This window comes from Achromobacter sp. DMS1, from assembly GCF_001270295.1.
This window is the reverse complement of record NZ_LHSJ01000093.1, coordinates 1-19866: the sequence shown is the minus strand read 5'-3', so window position 1 is coordinate 19866 and position 19866 is coordinate 1. Positions and strand designations below refer to the sequence as shown.

The window sequence follows — 19866 nt, the reverse complement described above, 5'->3', positions numbered from 1 at the left end:
GCTGGCGGACCATTCCTCGCGCCTGGCGGCCGCCGCCCGCGCCGCGAGCCTGGCCTTGGTCGCCGCCGCGGCGCTCACCCTCATCTTCATCTATCAGACCGACGCGCCGGGCCTGACGGCAGCCATCGAGATCGCCTGCGCGGCTCGCCAGCCTGGCGCTGTGCGCCGCCCTGGCTGCGGCAGCCGCCAGGCACGGCGTGCGGTGGCCCAGCGCCGCGCTGGCCCTGGTTTTCGTGCTGTCGGCGGGGCTGTGGGCGCGCGACGCCTTGTCCAACACGATGGCCCCGGCTTTCACGCTGGCGCTGCTGCGCATGCTGGGAGTCCTGGCAACCCTGGCGGCGCTGCCCGGGCATGCCAGCCATGGCAGGCATGACGCCGACCCCGCCGGCCGGGGCGAGCTGCGGCTGTCGGAGATGGCCGGCGCTCTCGAAAGCCAACGGCAGATGAACGCGCTGGTGTCGCACGAACTGCGCGCGCCGCTGGCCACGATCAGCGCGGCCGCCCAGTCGCTGGACATGATGCTCGCCGATACCGACGAAGCCGTGGACAGCCGCCTCGCGCGCATCCACCGTTCGGTGACGCGCATGACCGAGCTGGTGGAGCAGTTGCTCAGCCAGGACAGGCTGGGCCAGCAGGCGCTCACGCCCCGCGCCGAATGCGCCGACATGGCCGACATCGCGCACGACGTCGCGGCGGCAATGCGGCCCGACACTGCCCATCCCCTGGAAATCAAGGCCGAGCGGGGCATTCCCGTATTCTGCGACCGGCCGCTGACCAGCGTGGTGGTGCGCAACCTGGTGCACAACGCCATCAAGTATTCCCCCGCCAGCGAACCCGTGCGCATCGAGGCCGGGCAAGGCGAGGAGAACGGCCAGCCCGTGGCCTGGCTGTCGGTCACCGACCGCGGGCCGGGCATCAGCGAAGAAGACCAGGCAAGAATTTTCGAACCGCATTTCCGCCGGGCGGCCCACCGCGAAACCAAGGGCCTGGGCATCGGGCTCTACCTGGCGCGCAACATCTGCGAAAACCAGGGCGGCTCGCTCACGCTGCACAGCAAAATCGGCGAAGGTACGCGCTTCGTCGTGACGCTGCCCGCGCTTTCGCCGGCGACCTCGCAAGCGCGTCAGGCGGCGAAGACGTAACCCTGGCCGCGCACGGAAAGCACCGGCAGCTTGAGGCCCGCGCTCTGTGCCTTGGCCCGCAGGCGGCTCACCAGCACGTCGATGCGCCGCAACTCGAAGCCCTCGGGGCTTTCGGGCAGGAACATCTCCGCCAGCTCCTGGCGGCTCACCGCATTGCCCGCGGCGTCCATCAGCGCCATCAGGAAGGTGCGCTCCTGCGCCGACAAATGCAGCGAAGCGCCGTCCGGCGCCACCAGTATCCAGCCGCCGTCCTGCAGCGACCAGGACGAATCGGCCGCCGGGCGGGCCTCGGCATCCGCGGCACGCGCGCCTTGGCCAGGCGCATGCGGCGCGCCAGACTACGAATCACGGAACTGAGTTCGAGCAGGTCGACAGGCTTGGTCATGTAGACGTCGGCGCCGCCCTCCAGGCCGCGGACGCGGTCTTCGAGCGCGCTGCGCCCGGTCAGCATGACGATGCCCACCGGACTCAGCGCGCGCAGCCGGGTGGCGACCGAAAAACCGTCTTCTCCGGGCAAGTGCGCATCGAGAATCACGATATCGCAGGGCTGTTCCTGCAGCCGGCGATAGAACGCCCCGGCGTTATCACAGGCAAACGCCACCCGGAATCCATAGCCACCCAGACCCAAGGCCAATTCCTCGCGGAAGTCGGCATCGTCTTCCAGGAGACCGATACATAGCAAACCATCAGCGCCAGGCATTTTTAGAGTGCTTTATATTGAAAATTGTCGACAAAAGCCCCCGGACACGGCGAGCCATGTAGAATTTCGCGCAAGGACAATCTTACGTCTTTTACAATGGAAACGAATAATTGCACTGAAAAAAAATGCGGTTTCCAGGCATTCGTGGTTTTTTTTGTCCGCGCTGGGGATTTTTTTCCGATTTTCTGCCGTAAATATAGAAAACCGGCCGGTCAGGACGAACAGCTCACCTCGATGGACGAAGCCCAGTCCGGCGGCAACGCGGCATACTTTTCGTAACCAGGACGGGCCTGGCACGGCGCGCGCAGCAAGGTCAGCAAAGTGTCGATTTCGCCAGCATCGCCGCGCTTCGCGGCCTGGATGGCTTCTTCGGCAAGATGGTTGCGCAATACATAAAGCGGATTGACCGCGTCCATGGCTTGCGCCACCTCGGCGGGCGGCCTTCCGTCCCCGGCCTGGCGCGCCAGCAGGCGATCGAGCCAGGCGCCGGCCGCGGGCCGGTCGATGAACAGATCCTCGAACGCCTGCCGCTCTCCCCGGACCGCATCCGACAGCCTGCGCCAGCTCAGCGTGAAATCGGCGTGGTTCGCGTGCATCAGCCTGAGCAGGTCGTCCAGCAGCGGCTCGTCGTCCGGCCGCCATGCGGCCAGTCCCAACTTGGCGCGCGCGCGTTCGTGGAACGCCCGGGTGAAAATGCCTTCGAATTCGTCCAGCACGGCGCGCAGCGCGTCCACGTCCTGCACCAGCATGTGCAGGCTGCCCCCGAGGCGGTACAGATTCCAGAGCGCGACCGAAGGCTGCCGATTCCAGGAATAGCGCCCTTCGGAATCGGAGTGGTTGCAGACATGATCGAGGCGGAATCCGTCCATGAAACCATACGGCCCGTAATCGAGCGTCAGCCCCAGGATCGACATATTGTCGGTGTTCATGACGCCGTGGCAGAAACCCACGGCCTGCCAGTCCGCCATCAGTTCGGCCGTGCGGCGGGTGACTTCGCGCAGCAGCGCCACGTACGGCGCCTTGTCGTCCGCCGGCTCGCCCGCGGGCGGCATCCTGCATTCGGGGTAATCATGGTCGATCACGTAGTCGGCCAGCGTGCGCAGCATGTCCGGCTGGCGGCGCGCCGACCAATGCTCGAACGAACCGAAACGCACGAAACTGGGCGACATACGCGTCACGATGGCGGCCGTTTCCACGGTTTCGCGCATGACCGGATCGTCCGAAACCACCAGGGCCAGGGCGCGCGTGGTGGGAATGCCCAGCCCATGCATGGCTTCGCTGGCCAGGTATTCGCGCACGGACGAGCGCAGCACGGCGCGTCCGTCGCCCATGCGCGAGTACGGCGTCATGCCCGAGCCCTTGAGCTGGAGCTCCCACCGGCCTTGCGGCCCCGCCACCTCGCCCAGCAGGTGCGCCCGGCCGTCGCCCAGCTGGCCGGCCCAGATGCCGAACTGATGGCCGCTGTAGACCGCCGCCAGCGTGTCTCCGCCGGGCAAAGGCTGGGCGCCCGAGAACACGGCAAGGAACTCCGGCGTGCCGAGCGCGCCGCGATCCAGTCCGATAAGGGCGGCCGCCTCCGGATTCGCATGCAGCAGGCGCGGCGCGTTGAGCGGCTGGGGAGACAGCCGCGTATAGAACGGCGCCGGCAGCGCCGCATAAGTATTGAGGACGCGCAGCTCGTCCAGGGTATGTGCGGTCATGCGCGTTGGCTCCGGGCAGCCCGCTTGGCGGGCCGCACATAAAAATGGCGCTCAGGAAGAAGACGCCGGACAGCAGGATTTCCCCCCAGGCCATGACGACCGACAGCGGCGCCGGGTCGGACATGGCGCGCACCGCGCCCTCCATGAGGTAGAGCAGCGACAGCATGGACGCCCACTGGTATGTATAGAGGTTGCCGCGCACGATGCCGCGCAGTGGAAAGGCCAGCGGCAGCGCCTTCAGGAGCAGCCAGGACCCGCCCGGCCGGACCGGCGCGATCACGGTTTCCCAGGCCGCGCAAAGCACGATCAGCGCCAGCAGCGATGCCGTGGCCGCCAGGCGCAGGCGAGGATTGAGATCGGGGTTCATACTGCTATTATCGCCTGATGAACCGCCCCGCAGAGCCTGCCCCCGCCGCGACGGTGGCGCCCGAGCCCCCTGCTTCGCGCTCTTCATGGATCGCGAAGGCCGGGCGCGCATTGCTCTTCACGGCGCAGCGCGCCAACGAAGAAAAGCTGTTGCAGGTCGCATCCAGCCTCACGTTCACCACCGTGCTCGCCATCGTGCCCATGCTGGCGGTGGTGCTGTCCCTTTTCACCGCCTTTCCGGTATTCCAGGAATTCCGCATCGCGCTGGAACATTTTCTCTCCACCAGCCTGATGCCGCCGTCCGTCTCGGACAACATCATGGAATACCTCAACCAGTTCGCCCGCCAGGCGTCCCGGCTCACCGCCATCGGCGGCGCGTTCCTGCTCGTCACGTCCGTGCTGCTCATCATGACCATCGACACGGCGTTCAACGACATCTGGCACGTGACGCGGCAGCGCCCCCTGCAGCAGCGGGCGCTGGTGTACTGGGCCGTGATCACGCTGGGGCCGGTGGTGGCGGGCGCCAGCCTGTGGGCCACTTCGTTCGTGGCGCGCGAGTCGCTGGGCCTGGTCAAGGACGTGCCGGAAGCGGTCAGCGTGCTCGTGTCGTTCATTCCGGTCGTCCTGACCGCGCTGGGCTTCGCGGCCCTGTTCGTGGTGGTGCCCAACCGCAAGGTGCTGTGGCGCGACGCGCTGATCGGCGGTTGCGTCACCGCGGTGGCGCTGGAGGTCATGAAATCGGGCTTCGCGTATTACCTCACCCGATTCCCCACCTACACCGTCATCTACGGCGCCTTCGCCACCCTGCCGATCTTCCTGCTCTGGATCTACCTGTCATGGCTGGCGGTCCTGCTGGGCGCAACGCTGGCGGCCAGCGCGCCGCTGATCCGGCTGGGCCGCTGGGAAATCAACCGCTACCCCGGCGCCGCCTTCGTGGACGCCCTGGACGCGCTGCGCGCCCTGCGCCGCAACCAGACCGCGGGCGGCGCGGGGCTGCCCTCCAGCTCCCTGGCAGCCCGCCTGCGCCTGCACCAGGACGAGCTGCTCGCCGTGCTCGAGGAGCTGAGCGACATGGGCCTGGCCACCCGCACGCAGAACGATCACTGGGTGCTCACCTGCGACGCGCGCGAAACCTCGCTTGCGCCCGTGGTCGATCATTTCCTGATCGACCGCAGCCGGCCGCGCGTGCGCGACGACGCCGCCATCGTGCGCGTCGCATCGTCCGTCCTGTGCGGAGAAGACGCCCCCACGCTGGAAGATCTCTGCCAAGAAGCGCAGAATACGGAAAATACCGTCGCCGCCCTGTTGCAATGGGAAGCGAAAAAGAAATAGCGATTGAAATCGGGGCAATGCCCTGGGAGGAACCGATGTTGAAGGTCAGCGAAATCTTGCGCGTCAAAGGAGACACGCTTTATACGGCATCGCCGGACACGCCCGTTTCGGAAGCGGTGCGCACCATGAGCGAGCAGGACATCGGCTCGCTGGTCATCATGGAATTCGGCACCCTGACCGGCATGCTCACCTTCCGCGAAATCATCCGCCACATGCACAAGCACGGCGCGGCGGCGGGCGAAACCACCATACGCTCCATCATGGACGACGCGCCCGTGAGCGTCTCGCCCAACACCAGCGCGGAAGAAGTGCAGCGCCTCATGCTGGAAAAGCACGCGCGCTACATCCCGGTCATGGACGGCCCCACCCTCATGGGCGTGATCTCGTTCTACGACATGGCGCAGGCCATCGTGGCAGCCCAGCAGTTCGAGAACAACATGCTCAAGGCCTATATCCGCGACTGGCCCAACGAAGAGAGCGCCGAAGCCGCGAAAGGCTGAAACGCCGCATCCGGCCGCGCGGCCGCCCGCCGTGCCGCTCAGCCNGGGGCACGACCAGCGCGACCGCGAAATCGAGCGCCATCCGGCCGACGACGAGCCCTTCTCCGCCCTGGCTTTCAAGATCATGACCGACCCGTTCGTGGGCCAGCTCGTGTTCTTCCGCGTCTACTCGGGCGTGGTCAAGTCGGGCGACTCCATCTACAACCCCACCAAGGAAAAGAAAGAGCGGCTGGGCCGCATCCTGCAGATGCACGCCAACGAGCGGCGCGAGATCACCGAGGTCTACGCGGGCGACATCGCCGCGGCGGTCGGCCTGAAAGACGTCACCACCGGCGACACGCTCTGCGATCCTTCCCACGTCATCATCCTGGAACGCATGGCGTTTCCCGAGCCGGTCATTTCGCAGGCGGTGGAGCCCAAGACCAAGGCCGACCAGGAAAAAATGGGCATCGCGCTGGGGCGCCTGGCCCAGGAAGACCCATCGTTCCGCGTGCGCACCGACGAGGAGTCCGGGCAGACCATCATTTCGGTGACGATCTCGCACAGCTGCTGCGTCTCGGTTTCGTTGGCGGCCAGGCCCGAGGCGTCCATTTCCAGGATGAGCCGGCGCGCCACGTCGGGGCGGTCGGCCAGCATGCGGCGCAGCCGCGGCAGGAAGGTGTCCTGCGACAGAGAGGCCAGGGCAATGGGAACCGCCAGCGTTTCGGCATGCGTGACCAGCCAATCCAGGCCGAGGCGGACCGCCTGGATGTCGCATTCGGCGGACAGCCCCAGCCGGACGGCGGGGGGCATGAAAACGCTGGCCGGCACGGGCGGCGTGCCGCTTTGATCATGCAGGGTGAGGCAGCCCTCGTACTGCAGCAGCGCTCCGCCGATGTCGTGCAGGGGCCGGGCGGCAAGCGAGAACCGGTGCTGGTCCAGCGCCGTGAGCAGCGCGTCGTGCCAGCTGTACTCGCCGATGCGCGATCCCTGGGGCGCCTGGCTGGCGGGCGTGACCTGGTCGTCGTCGGCGCTTTCCGCGCACATCAGGGCGTGATCCAGCCCGGCCAGTATTTCGCTCATGCCGTCGCCGGGCGAGAAATCCGCGATCGCCAGGGCCCAGCGGCACCACGAATGCCCGTCCATGGGCACGCGCAGCGCGCGCAGCTCGCGGCGCACGCGTTCGGCCAGCAGGCTCGCCTGCGGCGCCGTGCTGCCCGGCATCAGCAGCACGAAGTCCGATCCGCTGATGCGGGCCAGCGTCGCTGACGGTCCGCCGTGGGCGGCCACCAGCCGGCGCAGGCGTTCGGCGGACGCGCGCAGCCACTGATCCGTGAAAGCGCGCGAAAGATGCCGGTTGATCTGCGCCAGGTCGCGCTGGCGGAACATCAGGATGTGTCCCGCGCCGGCGGATGCGGCGTCCGCCAGGGCCGCCCGGAACTGCTCGACGAAGTACCGGCGGTTGGGCAGGCGGGTGATGGCATCCCGGTAGACTTCGCTCTGCAGGGATTCGATGCGCGCGTTCTGCGCCTCGATCGCCGCCGCCACCCGTTGCGCCTCGGTCTGCGCGGCCGCGTCGGGGCGGGCGGCGGCCTCGCCGGGCCAGCCGGAGAAAAGAGAGGTCCGCGGGGCGCGCTTGTCCAGCCACTTGAGCAGCTCGGTCGCGAAGAGCAGCCAGCAGACCGCGGCCGCGAGCGCCAGCCCGACTACCCTCAGCCCTCCCTGCCACAGCGTTTCGCGGGCGGTGTGAGCGTCGGCGCGCACCGTGACCATGCCCCGGAACCGGCCGTCGTCCGAGACGAAGGGCTGGGACGACTCCGGCGCTTCGGGCATGAGCCAATGCTCCACCCATTCGTCGGCCCCGTCGCCGGCGTCGGGCGGCGGCGCGCTGCGCTCGATGTCGGTGGCGCCGCGCTCGTTGGTGATCCTGACCAGGGCGTAGGCTCCCTGGCCGAACAACTCGTCGGCCAGCGTTGCGCGCCTGCGGGCGTCGCCGGGCGCATGCGAAAGCGCCCAGGCCAGCGCCTGCGCGCCGCCCTGGCTCTGCTGCGCGAGCTGGCCGTGCAGGTAGCGATGGGCCGCGAGCATGCTCAGGGCCTGGGTGCCCAATACGACCAGGCCGATCAGGCACGCGCTGAATACGAGGAGCCTGCGTATCGAGAGCATGTGTATGGTCTTTTCCCCTTCCAGCGAACGGCGGGACGGATTCGCTCGCTTGTCCTGCCCGCGCGCGCTGGACGGCGCCGGGCGGTTCTTGTTTCCCGTGAGCGGTTGATATGGATAAGAAACGTGACACACGTTACTAATACCGCATCCGCGCCGCCTGGGGTGTAATCCTCGGCGTCATAGAACATACAGAATATTACGAAATCTACGAAGACATCAGACAAGCTATGCAATTATTTCGCCTGCCGGACCGTGGGAGTGAGAACTATTGCGAGAGGACGTATTAATTTTCGGTGGCCTGATGTCGTAGTACTACCAAATCCGGGTTCAAGTCACGGGAGATGCCGCGGGAGGCCGCCCGCCCCGCATGGCGGCACACGCAAATCTTCCTATTGCAGCAGAACAGGGCGCGTTGCCTCTGGATCGAGGTGTTTTTGCAACAATAATGCACTATTTAAGAAATGTTACGTGCCTTGGGCCCAGGCTCGGACCGCAACGTCAAGGCTTCATGAAAAGGAGGCTCCGTGCGTGAGAGCTATCTGCTCGCACTGTGCCTGACGCTGGTCGGCGCATTGGCGGCGATTAGCGTGCTTTTCCTGCGCAGGGAGCGCGTGCTGCGGCGCGCCCTCATGCAGGACGAACTTACCGGCGGACTGAGCCAGCGGGAGCTGGACCGCCGCGCGGGCGCATGGCTGGAGCGAGCCCGGGAGCGCGCGCGCCGCGGCGCATTTTTCCTGGTCCGGTTCGAGCAATATGCCGAGATCTGCGCCCTGCTGCGCGCCGGCGAAGACCGTGAGCTGCTGGTCCAGGTGGCCCAGCGCCTGCGCGTGACGGCGCGCGCGCTGGGCGGCATGGTCGCCCGCACCGGCATCCATACCTTCACGCTGTGCATCCCGGACGTGGACGAGGACGGCGCGGCCCAGGTTTGCGCGAAGCTGCTGGGCGACCTGAACGCGCCCTACAGGCTGGGCGGACGCCAGATCATCGCCCTGTTCCGCGTCGGCGCGGCCCTGTATCCCGACCACGGGCGCAGCGTGCAAGAGCTGCAGCGCTGCGCGCGCGTGGCCCTGCTGCCCCCGGACGGGCAGGAGGGGGCGTCGTGGACTCTCTTCAATTTCCGCATGCTGGCGCGCGAGCGCGACCGCCAGGGCCTGGAGAACGACCTGCGGCTGGCGCTGTCCACGCCCGACATGGAGCAGTTCGAGCTCTATTACCAGCCGGTGTGCGACGGCGGCACGGGCACGGTGCAAGGCTGCGAGGCGCTGCTGCGCTGGCACCATCCGGTGCTGGGCAGCGTATCGCCCGGCATCACCATCGAGATCGCCGAGCGCAGCGGGCTCATCGTGCCCCTGGGCGCCTGGATTCTCGAACGCGCCTGCTCGCAGGCGGTGCAATGGCCGGCGGCCTGGCGGGTGCACGTCAACCTTTCCGTCAAGCAGATGGAGGCGGATGGCCTGGTGCCGCTGGTGGCCCGGGTGCTGGAGGCCACCGGCCTGTCGCCGCGCAAGCTGGTGCTCGAGATCACCGAGTCGCTGTTCATCCTGCACTACGAAAAGCACATAAAAATCCTCAACGCGCTGCGGTCCATGGGCGTTTCGGTGGCCCTGGACGATTTCGGCTGCGGCTACTCCAGCCTCAACCATCTGCGTCACCTGCCCATCGACTGGGTGAAGATCGACCGCAGCTTCATTTCGACCCTGGAATCCGATGCCGGAAGCCGGGAAGTGGTATCGGCCCTGTTCGGGCTGTGCCAGGCCATGCGCCTGCCCGTGGTGGCCGAGGGCGTCGAAACCGAGGGCCAGCGCGAAATCCTCAAGGCGCTGGGCTGCCGGGTCATGCAGGGCTTCCTGCTGGGGCGCCCCGCGCCCGCTTGCGAGATCCAGGCTTTGGCGGCAGGGGTGTCATAATCGGGGTTGCCCGCAACCCAACCCTAGACCCTATGTCCGGTAATACCTTAGGCACTCTTTTCTGCGTCACCAATTTCGGCGAATCGCACGGCCCCGCCATCGGCTGCGTGGTGGACGGCTGCCCCCCGGGGATGCTGCTCGACGCCTCCGACATCCAGCGCGAGCTCGACCGCCGCCGCCCCGGCACGTCGCGGCACGTGACCCAGCGCCAGGAAGCCGACCAGGTCGAGATCCTGTCCGGGGTGTACGAGGGCATGACCACCGGCACGCCCATCGCGCTCCTGATCCGCAACACCGACGCGCGCAGCAAAGACTATTCCAATATTGCCGACACGTTCCGTCCCGGGCATGCCGACTACGCCTATTGGCGCAAGTTCGGCCTGCGCGACCCGCGCGGCGGCGGCCGGTCGTCGGCGCGCCTGACCGCGCCCACGGTGGCCGCGGGCGCGATCGCCAAGAAATGGCTGGCCGAGCAGCATGGGGTGCGCATCCGCGGCTACATGAGCCAGCTGGGCCCGATCGCCATTCCGTTCGAATCCTGGGACGAGGTTCCGAACAATCCTTTCTATGCGCCCAACGCCGGCATCGTGCCCGAGCTCGAGGCCTATATGGATCAGCTTCGCCGCGACGGCGATTCGGTCGGGGCCCGCATCGAAGTCGTGGCCGAGAACATGCCCGCCGGGTGGGGCGAACCCATCTACGACCGGCTCGACGCCGACATCGCCCACGTGATGATGGGCCTGAACGCGGTCAAGGGCGTATCCATCGGCGCGGGCTTCGACTGCATTGCGCAGCGGGGCTCGGAGCATGGCGACGAAATCACGCCGGACGGTTTTCTCACCAACAACGCGGGCGGGGTGCTGGGCGGCATTTCCACCGGGCAGCCCATCACCGTGTCGCTGGCCATCAAGCCCACGTCCAGCATCCGCGTGGAGCGCCGTTCCGTGAACCGCGCCAACGAACCCGTTATGGTGCAGACCCTCGGAAGGCACGATCCCTGCGTAGGCATACGCGCCACGCCCATCGCTGAAGCGATGCTGGCGCTGGTCCTGATCGATCACGCGCTGCGCCATCGCGGCCAGTGCGGCGGTCAGTATTGACGGCACGCGCGGCCGCCGCGCTACGCCGACCCAACCGGAGAGTCCGATGAGCCCCACTCACACGTTCCTGCGCGGCGCCGCCGCCGCGCTCGCCTGTGTTGCCATCGCCGGCTGCGCGGGCGTCAATACCACGCAATCCGGCGCCATAGGCGTGAACCGCACGCAGTACATGTCCAGCCTGGTGCCCTCCGAAACGCTCAACCAGGAGGCGAGCCAGCAATACACCGAGATCATCGGCCAGGCCAAGGCCAAGGGCCTGCTGGACCGCGACGCGCAGCAGACGAGCCGCGTGCGCGCGATTTCGCAGCGGCTCATCGCTCAGGCGCCCGTGTTCCGGCCGGACGCGTCGAGCTGGAAATGGGAAGTCCACGTGCTTTCCAGCGACGAGGTCAACGCCTGGTGCATGCCCGGCGGCAAGATCGCGGTCTACACGGGGCTGCTGACGAAGATCAAGCCGACCGACGACGAGCTCGCCGCCGTGCTGGGCCACGAAATTTCCCACGCATTGCGTGAGCATGCGCGCGAGCGCGTCTCGCAGCAGATGGCCACCAGCCTGGGCCTGCAGGTTCTGTCCATCGCAACCGGCTCGCAGGTGGCCTCGGACCTGGGCGAGCAGCTCACCAGCGTCATGTTCACCCTGCCCAACAGCCGCACCCACGAAACCGAGGCGGACCGCATGGGCGTCGAGCTCGCGGCCCGGGCCGGATTCGACCCGCGGGCGGCCGTTACGCTCTGGCAGAAGATGGGCGCGGCCGAGCAGGGCAGCGCGCCGCCCGAGATTCTCTCCACCCACCCGTCGGCCCAGTCGCGCATTGCCGATCTGCAGGCAGCCTCGCAGCAGGTGCTGCCGCTCTACGAGCAGGCCAGGGGCAAGTCCGCCGCGCGCTGACCCCGGCGGGCGCATGAACCGGGGCGCGGCCGGCGCCGCGCGTCAGGCGCCGCTCTCGGGCACGCCCGGTCCCCGCATGTGGCGGATGCCCAGGCCGGCGAGGATGCGGCGCGTTTCCGCGTCGGGCACGTCTTCCGCATAGACGGCGATGCCCAGCGCGCGCGCGGTTTCCATGACCGAGGCCGTGAGCTGCTGGCTGCCCGGGCTGGCGCGCATGCCGCCCACGAATCCCCCGCCGAGTTTCACGTACGACAGCGGCAGTGTGTGCAGTTGGGCCACCGCTCCGAATTGCTGGGCCAGGCGCCGCACACCGAGGTGCGCGCCGAATTCCGAGGCGATGCGCGCCAGCGCCGTTACCTGCTCGTGACATTCCACCAGGCTGTGGGCGTCGACCTCAAGATAGAGCCGTGACGCCAGCGGCCGCCGCTCGGTGAAGAGCAGCGCGAGCTGGCGCATGAACTTCGGCGAGCGCAGCGTGGGCAGCGCGACGCGCACCGCCAGTTCGCCGGCGTGGCTGGCCAGCCAGTCCAGCCCCAGCCGCACCGCTTCCAGGTCGCAGTCGGCCACCAGGTCCAGGCGCACCGCCGGAGGAATGAACAGCGTGGCGGGAATGGGCGGCTGGGCAGGGTCCATGCGCAGCATCAGCATGGCTTCGGCGCGCAGCGGTTCGCCGCGCTCGTCCAGCAGGGAGGCGGTGGCAAGTTCGAACCGCTGCGCCTCCAGCGCCGTCAGGATGGCGTCCTTCCAGGCCCGTTCGCCTGTGGCCGACGGGCCCTGCGCATCGGTCTCGCCCACCGACACCACGTGGTCGCTGCCCGCGCTTTCGGCCTGCATCAGGCCGAAGTCCAGCCGCGCCAGCACCGGTCCCACCGGCTGGCCCGCCGCGTAGTCCGTCATGGCCAGCGCCCAGCGGCACAAGTGGCCTTCTCCCACTGGAATGCGCGAAGCATGCAGGTCGGCGCGTACGCGCTCGGCGGCCAGCATGGCCTGGGGAGCGGCGCTGCCGGGCATGAGCAGCGCGAAATCCGAGCCGTTCAGGCGGGCCAGCATGGCCGTGCCCGAGCCGAGCGACGTGAGCGTGCCCTGGATGCGTTCGCACGCGGCGCGCAGCCAGTGGTCGATGAACTCCCGTGGCATGTGTCGGTTGAGATCGGCCAGATCGCGCTGGCGGAAGACCAGGATGTGGCCGCTCGCGGCCGGGGCGGCGGTTTCGAGCGTGCGGCGGAACTCGTTGATGAAATACTTGCGGTTGGGCAGGCCCGTGACGGGGTCCTGGTTCAGCTCCAGTTCCAGCGACTCGATCTTGGCATGCTGCTCCTCCGCGCTGGCGTAGACCCGCTCGCGGGTCTGGTTCAGCGCCTGCACCACGCCCGAGAGCTCCGGCACGCGCGCTTGCACCTGCTCGGGCGGCGCGTGCTGGCCGATCTTGCGCACGTGGTCGCTGATCTCGCGCAGCAGGCGGTTCTTGATCCAGCCCACCAGCGCAAATGCGAAGAGAGCCCACAGCAGGCCCGCGCCCACCACCAGCGCGATCATCTTCAGGCTGCTGCGCCAGAGCGCTTCCCAGGCATAGGCGTCGTTGGCCACCAGCGTCACTTCGCCGATCTGTCGCCAGCCGTCGCTGACGGTGTGGGTCGCGGATTCGGAAGTCAAGGGCGCCAGCGCCTTGAACCAGCCGGGCACCGAGACTGCCGTTGCATTCGAGCGCCGTTCGATCAGCACTTTCCCTTCCGGGTCGCTCAGTCTCACCAGCGAGAAGTGGCCGCCGTCGAAGAGCGCCGAAACCAGCAGCTCCTGCACCACCGGGTCGTTATTGGCGGGTTGCGAGAGCGACAGGGCGAGCGACACGGCGGCGTCCGTGCTTTGCACGCGCAGCTGGCCGGAGAGGTATTCGCGCGCCGCGTTCACGCTGAGCGCCAGCGTGCCGAGCAGGATCACGCCGATGGCGAGGGTTACGCTGAGCAGGAGCTGTCTGAGTATGGACATGATCTGTTTCCCGGGGACATCACAGGCGCATCACGGGCGGATGCCTTCCCGTTCCATGCGTTGAAGAAGATTGCGCCAGCGGCTCAGCCGGTCGACCGAGGCGGCGGGCTTGCCGTCGACGTACACGCCGTTGGCATTGAAACTGAAAACCGGCGTGAGATCACGCCGTTCCGTGGCCGGCAGAATGGTGGAAATCAGGCTGTCGAGCACCAGCGGCACTGCATTGGGTTTCTCGTAATAGCCCAGCACCATGTGCGCCACCTGGGTGCTGCTATAGGCGCCGCCGATGCGCGCGCGCACATAAATGAAGCGGAGCTTTTCCGCCGGCACGCCCAGCGCCAGCAGGCTGAAATATTTGCCGATGACATAGTCTTCGCAATCGCCGGCCCCCTTGCCCAGGGACTCCAGCGGCGTGGCCCAGAAATCGGTCTGGCCCCAGATCGTCATGTCTTCGCCGGAGAGCAGGGAGCGGTTCCAGAAGTCGTTCACCAGCGTCAGCCGGTCTTTCTCCTGCGGCGGCGGGGGCGCGTTGAGCAGTTGCAGCCAGCTTGCCACCGCGCGGGACCCTTTGGCGCCATAGCGCGCAGCCAGGCCCTGCAGCCGGCCCGCGTCGATCTCCAGGGCGACGCTGACTCCCCAGGCGCAAGCCAGGCACAGCAACACCAGGCGGCACAGGTTCAGCACGCGTCGGTAGCGGAGGAGAGAAGGCATGAAACGGATTTTCACATTTTTCGTCCGATTTCCGCCGTTTCATCCATGAAAAAAACCGGAATCGCCTCATCTGAGGACGATTCCGGGAACATCCATGCAACCATGGCCGCGCGCCGCGCCGGCCCGGTCCGCCGGGAGCCGGCCGCGCGCCGCCGGCTCCCCGTCGCGGGATCAGTGGTGATCGACGTTGAGCTTCCCCTTCTGCAGCAGGTCATTGATGATGGCCTGGTTGGTCAGGGCCTGGCCGCTGGCGTCGTGGGTCAGGTCGACGTTCTCGAGCACGATCTTCTGGTCCGCGCCCTGGGAGCCGAGCTTGCCCTGGGTGTTGACGTCGATGACCGTGTCGTTGCCTTCCTTGTGGAAGTTCAGGTACTGCGACAGGTTGCCGTCCTTTTCGCCCACCAGCAGGTCCTTCAGGTCCAGCACATCGCCGCCGTCGGCCGGCTTGTCCAGCGAGAAGTCCTTGATCCGGTCGACCGCGGGGGTGGCGGTCGTGCCCTGGTCGCCCAGCTCCCAGCGGAACGTATCGGAACCGTCGCCGCCGATCAGCGTGTCGTTGCCCTGGCCGCCGACCAGCACGTCGTTGCCCTTGCCGCCATCCAGGGTGTCGTTGCCGCTGCCGGCCAGCAGGATTTCGCCCTTGTCGGTGCCGAGCAGGTGGTCGCCCGCCTGGTACGACACCGAGACATTGGCGCTGTCGCTGTGGCCATCCGCGGTCTGGATGGTGTAGGAAGCGTTGGCGTCCGGCGTGCTGACGGCGTGCGAGTAGTCGACGGTCATCGTGAGCTGGTAGTCTTCAGCACCGGTGCCCCCCGACTTGTTCGGCCCATTGTCGTCGAGGTTGACGATGCGGATTTCGTAGCTGGTGTCCTGCGTGGCGGCGATACCGTTGGCCGGCACGTCCGCGTAGCTTCCCGAGCTGCCTGCCACGCGGTACTGGACGGAGATCTCGTTCGCGCCGAATTTGTGGCTCAACGAGAGCACCTCGCCGGCCAGCAGCGAGACGGTGATGATGTCGGTATCGCTGCTGTACCAAGAGCCTCCCACCGCGGCCAGTTCGCCGTTTATCTTGACCTGTGCCAGATCCTGGCCGATCTGCGTGAAGCTGCCGCGGCTCACGGTCAAGGACGATTTGCCGGAGAGGAAGCCATCCGTGAAGTCGATTGGCGTCTTGGACTTCGACGTGAAATCGCTTCCCTTGTCCTTCCACCCCGTATTCACCGTCAGCGGCCCCATCGTCAGCGCGCCCGTGCCGCGCACGTCGTTGGCGAGCAGCGAGCCGGACTGCACCGTCAGTTGCGGGCTCAGGATGTTGGTGATGACGCTGTCGTTCACCGCGTCGGGCGTCTGGTAAACCGGCGCCGACACGTTCAGGGTGAGGCTGGCGCTGGCCGTGTCGCCGTCGCCGTCCTTCACCGTGTACTGGATGGTGTCGGTGCCGGCGCTTTGCGGCTGGTAGCGGTAGTCGCCCAGGTTCTCGCCCGCCAGGTCGATGGTGAGCTTGCCATGCGAGGTCGTCACGGTCAGTTCGGACGTGGCCGTATCGAAGCTGTAGACCGCGCCGGACGAGGCCGTGACCTTGTTGGTCGAGACGTCGTAGTTGTAGGTCTTGCCATCGATCACCAGCTGCGTGATGCGCGCGCCGGCGAGGTCCGCCCCGAGTGTGCCGTCCGTGGCGATGTCGCCGATGATGGGCGAGGCGATGGTGCCGGCGATAGCGGCGTCCAGACCGTTGAGATCGGTCACCAGGATCGTGTTGTTGCTGGCCGGCGCATTCGGCGCATCGGGATCGTACGACACGGGGTTGATGTACGTGCCCGTGGCGCTGGTGCCCAGGCCGATGCCGAACGAGTTGATGCCGTTGGCCGCGAGGAACTGCTCCCACGTGGCCTGCTGGGTGGAATTCACCGCGCCGTTCTCGGGCTCGCCGTCGGTGAAGAAGTACGACACGTTCTGGACGTTGTCGCCTTCGAGCTTGCCGGACACGGAGTTGTTCCACGAGCTCATCGCGGTGTTGAGCGCATCCTTGTAGTTCGTGCCGCCCACCGTGTCCAGCGTCGCGACCAGCGTCTTCGCGTCGGCGAGCGACATCCAGCCGCCGCCCTTCTGGGTGGCCGTGGAGTCGAAGTCCACGATGAGGACGCGCACGTCGCCGTTTTCGCCGTACTTGTCCAGCAGCGTGGCGACGGACGACTTCAAGACATCCATGCGGGAGAGCTGCGAGTTGTTTTTGTATACGCCGCTGCCGTCTTTCATGCTGCCCGAGCTGTCGAGGATCAGCATGATATTGGTGCCGTGCGAGGCCAGGGCCGCGCTCTGTGCAATCGAGGTCAGCGCCGGAGCGGTGTCGGTAACGAGCACACCCAGGTCGCCCGTGGCCTTGCCGCCGAACTGATCCTCGACCGTGACCGTGAAATGGTCCTGGACGTTGGTGTCGTCGCCGGTGTGCTGCTGGGCCCCGCTGGTCTGATAGGTATAGCTCACCTTGCCGGTGGCGGCATCGTAGTTCGTGAGGGTCAGCGTGCCCTTGCTGGTGGTCAACGTGAGCGGGTTGCCGGCCAGGCCGGCCAGGCGGTCCAGCGTCAGCGTGGCATCCGCGTTGCCCGCGCCATCGAGGGTGATCGATTTCAATCCCGCCGCCGCGGTAATGGTGAAGGAGCCGGCGCCGCTTGCCTGGGCTTCCGACACGCTCAACACGCCCGGCGCGCCCGCGTTGTTATCGTCGATGACCAGGGTGGGAGCAGGCGGTTCCACGCCGCCCACCTGGAACTGGCCGGTGGCGTAATCGCCGTCGGCGTCCGTGGCGCGATACGTGAAGTCGATCAGGCCGTCGGCCGTGCCGTTCATGGGCTGGTACTGGTAGAACTCCCACTTGCCCGTGGCCGGCGTCAGGCGGATCTCGAACACCAGATTGCCGGACGAATCCAGCCCCTGGATCAGATTGCCGTTGGTGGCCACATTGGTGGTGATGGCGCCGCCGTCGCGCGTGGTCAGGCCGCTTTCCACACCCATGAGCTGCAGCTTGCCCGGACCGTCCGCGCCGTAGGCATACGACAGCGTGCCGTCGGCGTAGGCAATGGCATGGACGTCCTGGCTGCCCAGGAAGGTCACGCCCGTGACCGTGAAGTCGCTGTTGTCGCTGGACGAGTTCTTGTGATTGTCGGTGGCCGACACCACGATCGTGTCGAAGCCGCCTTCCTCCACCCGGAAGTTCGCCGCGTAATCGCCGCCGCTCTGGTCGGACGTGAAGGTGCGTTCGGCGATCAGCACGCCGTCGCGGTAGAAGCGGGCGATGCCGCTCTCGACTTCCCCGCCGTACATGGCGGCGAAGTCGATGGTCGCGCCGTAGGCGATCTTGCCGCCGGTGAGGCGGATCGTCAGCTCTTCGGACGCGCCCTGGCCATTCAGCTCGCGGTAGTCGATCTCGTTGGCGATGTTGTGGTAAGGCGACCCGACGCTTGCCACACCCAGGCCCGAGGCGCTCTGGTTGACCTGAGCGTCGATGAGCGTGATGTCGTTCTTGGACGTGAAGCCCTTGGCCGTCACTTCCACGGCGCCGTCGCCGAACGTGAACTTCCACTGGCTATTGCTGGAGGAGCTGCCCGCGAAGGAAACCTTGCCGGTATAGACGTCGGGAATGCCGGTGGATTCGACGTTCACGGGCGCGCTCTGGTGCACCACGGGCGCGTCGTCTTCGATCGTGACATCCAGCGTGCTGGAGACGGGCGCATTCACGCCGTCCGCCACCTTGACGCCCACCGACAGGCTGAGCGTGTCTTCGCGGGTCGTGTCCGGATGGTCGACGGGGGCGAGCATCTGGACTGTGTAGGCGCCCGTGTTGTCGATCTTGATCACGATCGCGTCGGTCGAGCCGGCGCGGCCGGTCAGGGTGTGACCATTGTCCGACAGCGTCCAGACGATGGGCACGCCATCGGAACTGAGGCTGCCGTTGGCGGGCGCCACCAGCGTGATGGTGTAGGACGCGTTGCTATTGTCGTCCGTAATGCTCAGCTGGCCGTTGGCTTGCGCCGAGTCGGTCGTGTCCGACGTGCCCGTGTTGTCCTTGATGCCGCCGTTCAACCCTTCCTCGGACACCGCGGTGGACGCGGTGCCGACCACGGGCGGCTTGTTGATGTCGACGATGACGGCGTTGCCGCTGTCCGAGATGCCCGGGGGCAGGGCAGTACCGCTGGCAGTCTGGCCCGAAAGCGTGGCCGAGAGCGTCATGCTCTCGTTGCCTTCGTAGATGCCGTCGGCGGTAGTGGGCACCTGGACCACGATGCCGCCCGTCGTGCCGGCGGGAACCTTGAAGCTGTAAGAACCGTCGGCGTTGGCCGAGACGGTGACGCTCTGCCCGCCGACCGTCACCGTCGGCATGCCGTGATCGGCCGCCGTGATCTGGCCGCCCAGCGTGAAGGTAAGGGTGGTTTCGGCGTCTACGGCTTTGCTCAGCGAGACGTTGAAGCTCGCGGTATTGCCTTCCGTCACATTGCCCGCGTCGGACACGTTGAGCGCAGGCACATCCTTGCCGCCGCCCTGGGTATCGACGATGGTGGCGCTGCCGGTGTCGGTGATGCCGTCGGGCAGGGCCACGCCGCTGGCGGATTCGCCCGTGAGCGTGGCTTCCAGGGTCAGGCTCTCGCGGCCCTCGAAGACCGTGTCGTCGGTGGTCGGCACGGTGACGACGATGCCGCCGGTGGTGCCGGCGGGCACGGTGATGCTGTAGGTGTTGTTGCCGTTATTGGTCACGACAACCGACTGGCCGCCGATGGTGACGGTGGGCGTGCCGACATCGTCGCCTTCGATCTGGCCGCCGAGCGTGAAGGTGAGCGTGGTATCCGCATCGACCGGCTTGGTCAGCGCAACATTGAAGACAGCCTCACTGCCTTCATCCACATCGCCGGCATCGGAAACCGACAGCGCGGGCACGTCGGCGCCCGGATTCGGGTGGGACGGATCAGTGCTTTCGGTATCGACGATGGCGGCGTTGCCGGTGTCGGTGATGCCGCCGGGCAAGGCCACGCCGCTGGCCGAGCTGCCCGTGAGCGTGGCTTCCAGGGTCAGGCTCTCGCGGCCCTCGAAGACCGCGTCGTCGTTGGTGGGCACGGTGACGACGATGCCGCCGGTGGTGCCGGCCGGCACGGTGATGCTGTAGGTGCCGTTGCCGTTATTGGTCACGACAACCGACTGGCCGCCGATGGTGACGGTGGGCGTGCCTACGTCGTCGCCTTCGATCTGGCCGCCGAGCTTGAAGGTGAGTGTGGTCGGCGCATCGACGGCCTTGTCCAGGCTGACGTTGAAGACGGCGTCGTTGCCTTCATTGACGTCGCCCGCATCCGAGACGGTGAGGGCGGGCACGTCGGCGCCCGGATTCGGGTGGGACGGATC

General features: G+C 67.1%; 12 protein-coding genes and 3 pseudogenes. 7 read left to right on the top strand and 8 right to left on the bottom strand.

Annotation, left to right across the window (positions count from 1 at the left end; genetic code table 11):
* Positions 1-197: 197 nt before the first annotated feature.
* Entirely contained in the window at positions 198-1142 is a 945-nt protein-coding gene (locus AD428_RS12780; RefSeq protein ID WP_053245415.1) for a sensor histidine kinase, read from the top strand.
* Here the strand turns inward: AD428_RS12780 and AD428_RS27930 are convergent.
* The 4 genes and pseudogenes from AD428_RS27930 to AD428_RS24970 all read right to left on the bottom strand — a co-directional run bounded on the left by AD428_RS27930 (position 1124) and on the right by AD428_RS24970 (position 3909).
* Entirely contained in the window at positions 1124-1321 is a 198-nt protein-coding gene (locus AD428_RS27930) for a helix-turn-helix domain-containing protein (protein ID WP_235490133.1), read from the bottom strand. The two genes, AD428_RS12780 and AD428_RS27930, sit on opposite strands and share 19 nt — an antisense overlap.
* Positions 1321-1842 carry a response regulator transcription factor gene (locus AD428_RS12775; RefSeq protein WP_235490130.1) on the bottom strand — a complete coding sequence of 174 codons (522 nt, stop codon included), beginning with the start codon at positions 1840-1842 and terminating at the stop codon, positions 1321-1323. The genes AD428_RS27930 and AD428_RS12775 overlap by 1 nt, the downstream gene beginning before the upstream one ends.
* A 212-nt stretch (positions 1843-2054) precedes the next feature.
* Positions 2055-3542 (bottom strand): protein adenylyltransferase SelO, encoded by a 1488-nt coding sequence (locus AD428_RS12770; protein ID WP_053245414.1) that lies wholly within the window; start codon positions 3540-3542, stop codon positions 2055-2057.
* Positions 3539-3909 (bottom strand): annotated as a pseudogene (locus tag AD428_RS24970) (DUF2069 domain-containing protein). The gene AD428_RS12770 and the pseudogene AD428_RS24970 overlap by 4 nt, the downstream one beginning before the upstream one ends.
* 17 nt (positions 3910-3926) lie before the next feature.
* On the opposite strand from AD428_RS24970, the gene AD428_RS12765 reads away from it, so the two are divergent.
* The 3 genes and pseudogenes from AD428_RS12765 to AD428_RS24965 form a co-directional block, all read left to right on the top strand.
* Entirely contained in the window at positions 3927-5240 is a 1314-nt protein-coding gene (locus AD428_RS12765) for a YihY family inner membrane protein (RefSeq protein WP_053245413.1), read from the top strand.
* A 35-nt stretch (positions 5241-5275) separates the two neighbouring features.
* Positions 5276-5740, top strand: a complete 465-nt coding sequence (locus AD428_RS12760) for a CBS domain-containing protein (protein WP_053245412.1) — start codon at positions 5276-5278, stop codon at positions 5738-5740.
* Positions 5741-5785: 45 nt separating this feature from the next.
* A pseudogene (locus AD428_RS24965) lies at positions 5786-6269 on the top strand (EF-Tu/IF-2/RF-3 family GTPase); the annotation flags it as partial.
* A gap of 17 nt (positions 6270-6286) precedes the next feature.
* On the opposite strand, the pseudogene AD428_RS12755 reads toward AD428_RS24965, so the two are convergent.
* Positions 6287-7807: pseudogene (locus AD428_RS12755) on the bottom strand (GGDEF domain-containing protein); the annotation flags it as partial.
* 602 nt (positions 7808-8409) lie between these two features.
* Between AD428_RS12755 and AD428_RS12750 the strand changes: the two are divergent.
* From AD428_RS12750 to AD428_RS12740, 3 genes are read left to right on the top strand one after another with little or no spacing between them, the layout of a single operon-like run.
* Positions 8410-9792 (top strand): putative bifunctional diguanylate cyclase/phosphodiesterase, encoded by a 1383-nt coding sequence (locus tag AD428_RS12750; RefSeq protein ID WP_053245410.1) that lies wholly within the window; start codon positions 8410-8412, stop codon positions 9790-9792.
* Between the two features lie 32 nt (positions 9793-9824).
* A complete protein-coding gene (aroC, locus tag AD428_RS12745; protein WP_053245409.1) occupies positions 9825-10892 on the top strand; it encodes a chorismate synthase in 1068 nt (355 codons plus the stop codon).
* Between the two features lie 46 nt (positions 10893-10938).
* Positions 10939-11781, top strand: a complete 843-nt coding sequence (locus tag AD428_RS12740; RefSeq protein ID WP_053245408.1) for a M48 family metallopeptidase — start codon at positions 10939-10941, stop codon at positions 11779-11781.
* A 42-nt stretch (positions 11782-11823) separates the two neighbouring features.
* Here AD428_RS12740 and AD428_RS12735 read toward each other — a convergent pair whose 3' ends face one another.
* The 3 genes from AD428_RS12735 to AD428_RS12725 all read right to left on the bottom strand — a co-directional run bounded on the left by AD428_RS12735 (position 11824) and on the right by AD428_RS12725 (position 19836).
* Positions 11824-13767, bottom strand: coding sequence for a bifunctional diguanylate cyclase/phosphodiesterase (locus AD428_RS12735; RefSeq protein WP_053245407.1), 1944 nt, complete (start codon positions 13765-13767; stop codon positions 11824-11826).
* Positions 13768-13797: 30 nt separating this feature from the next.
* Entirely contained in the window at positions 13798-14478 is a 681-nt protein-coding gene (locus AD428_RS12730; RefSeq protein ID WP_200908034.1) for a transglutaminase-like cysteine peptidase, read from the bottom strand.
* Between the two features lie 171 nt (positions 14479-14649).
* Positions 14650-19836 carry a type I secretion C-terminal target domain-containing protein gene (locus AD428_RS12725; RefSeq protein ID WP_235490126.1) on the bottom strand — a complete coding sequence of 1729 codons (5187 nt, stop codon included), beginning with the start codon at positions 19834-19836 and terminating at the stop codon, positions 14650-14652.
* Positions 19837-19866: the final 30 nt, after the last annotated feature.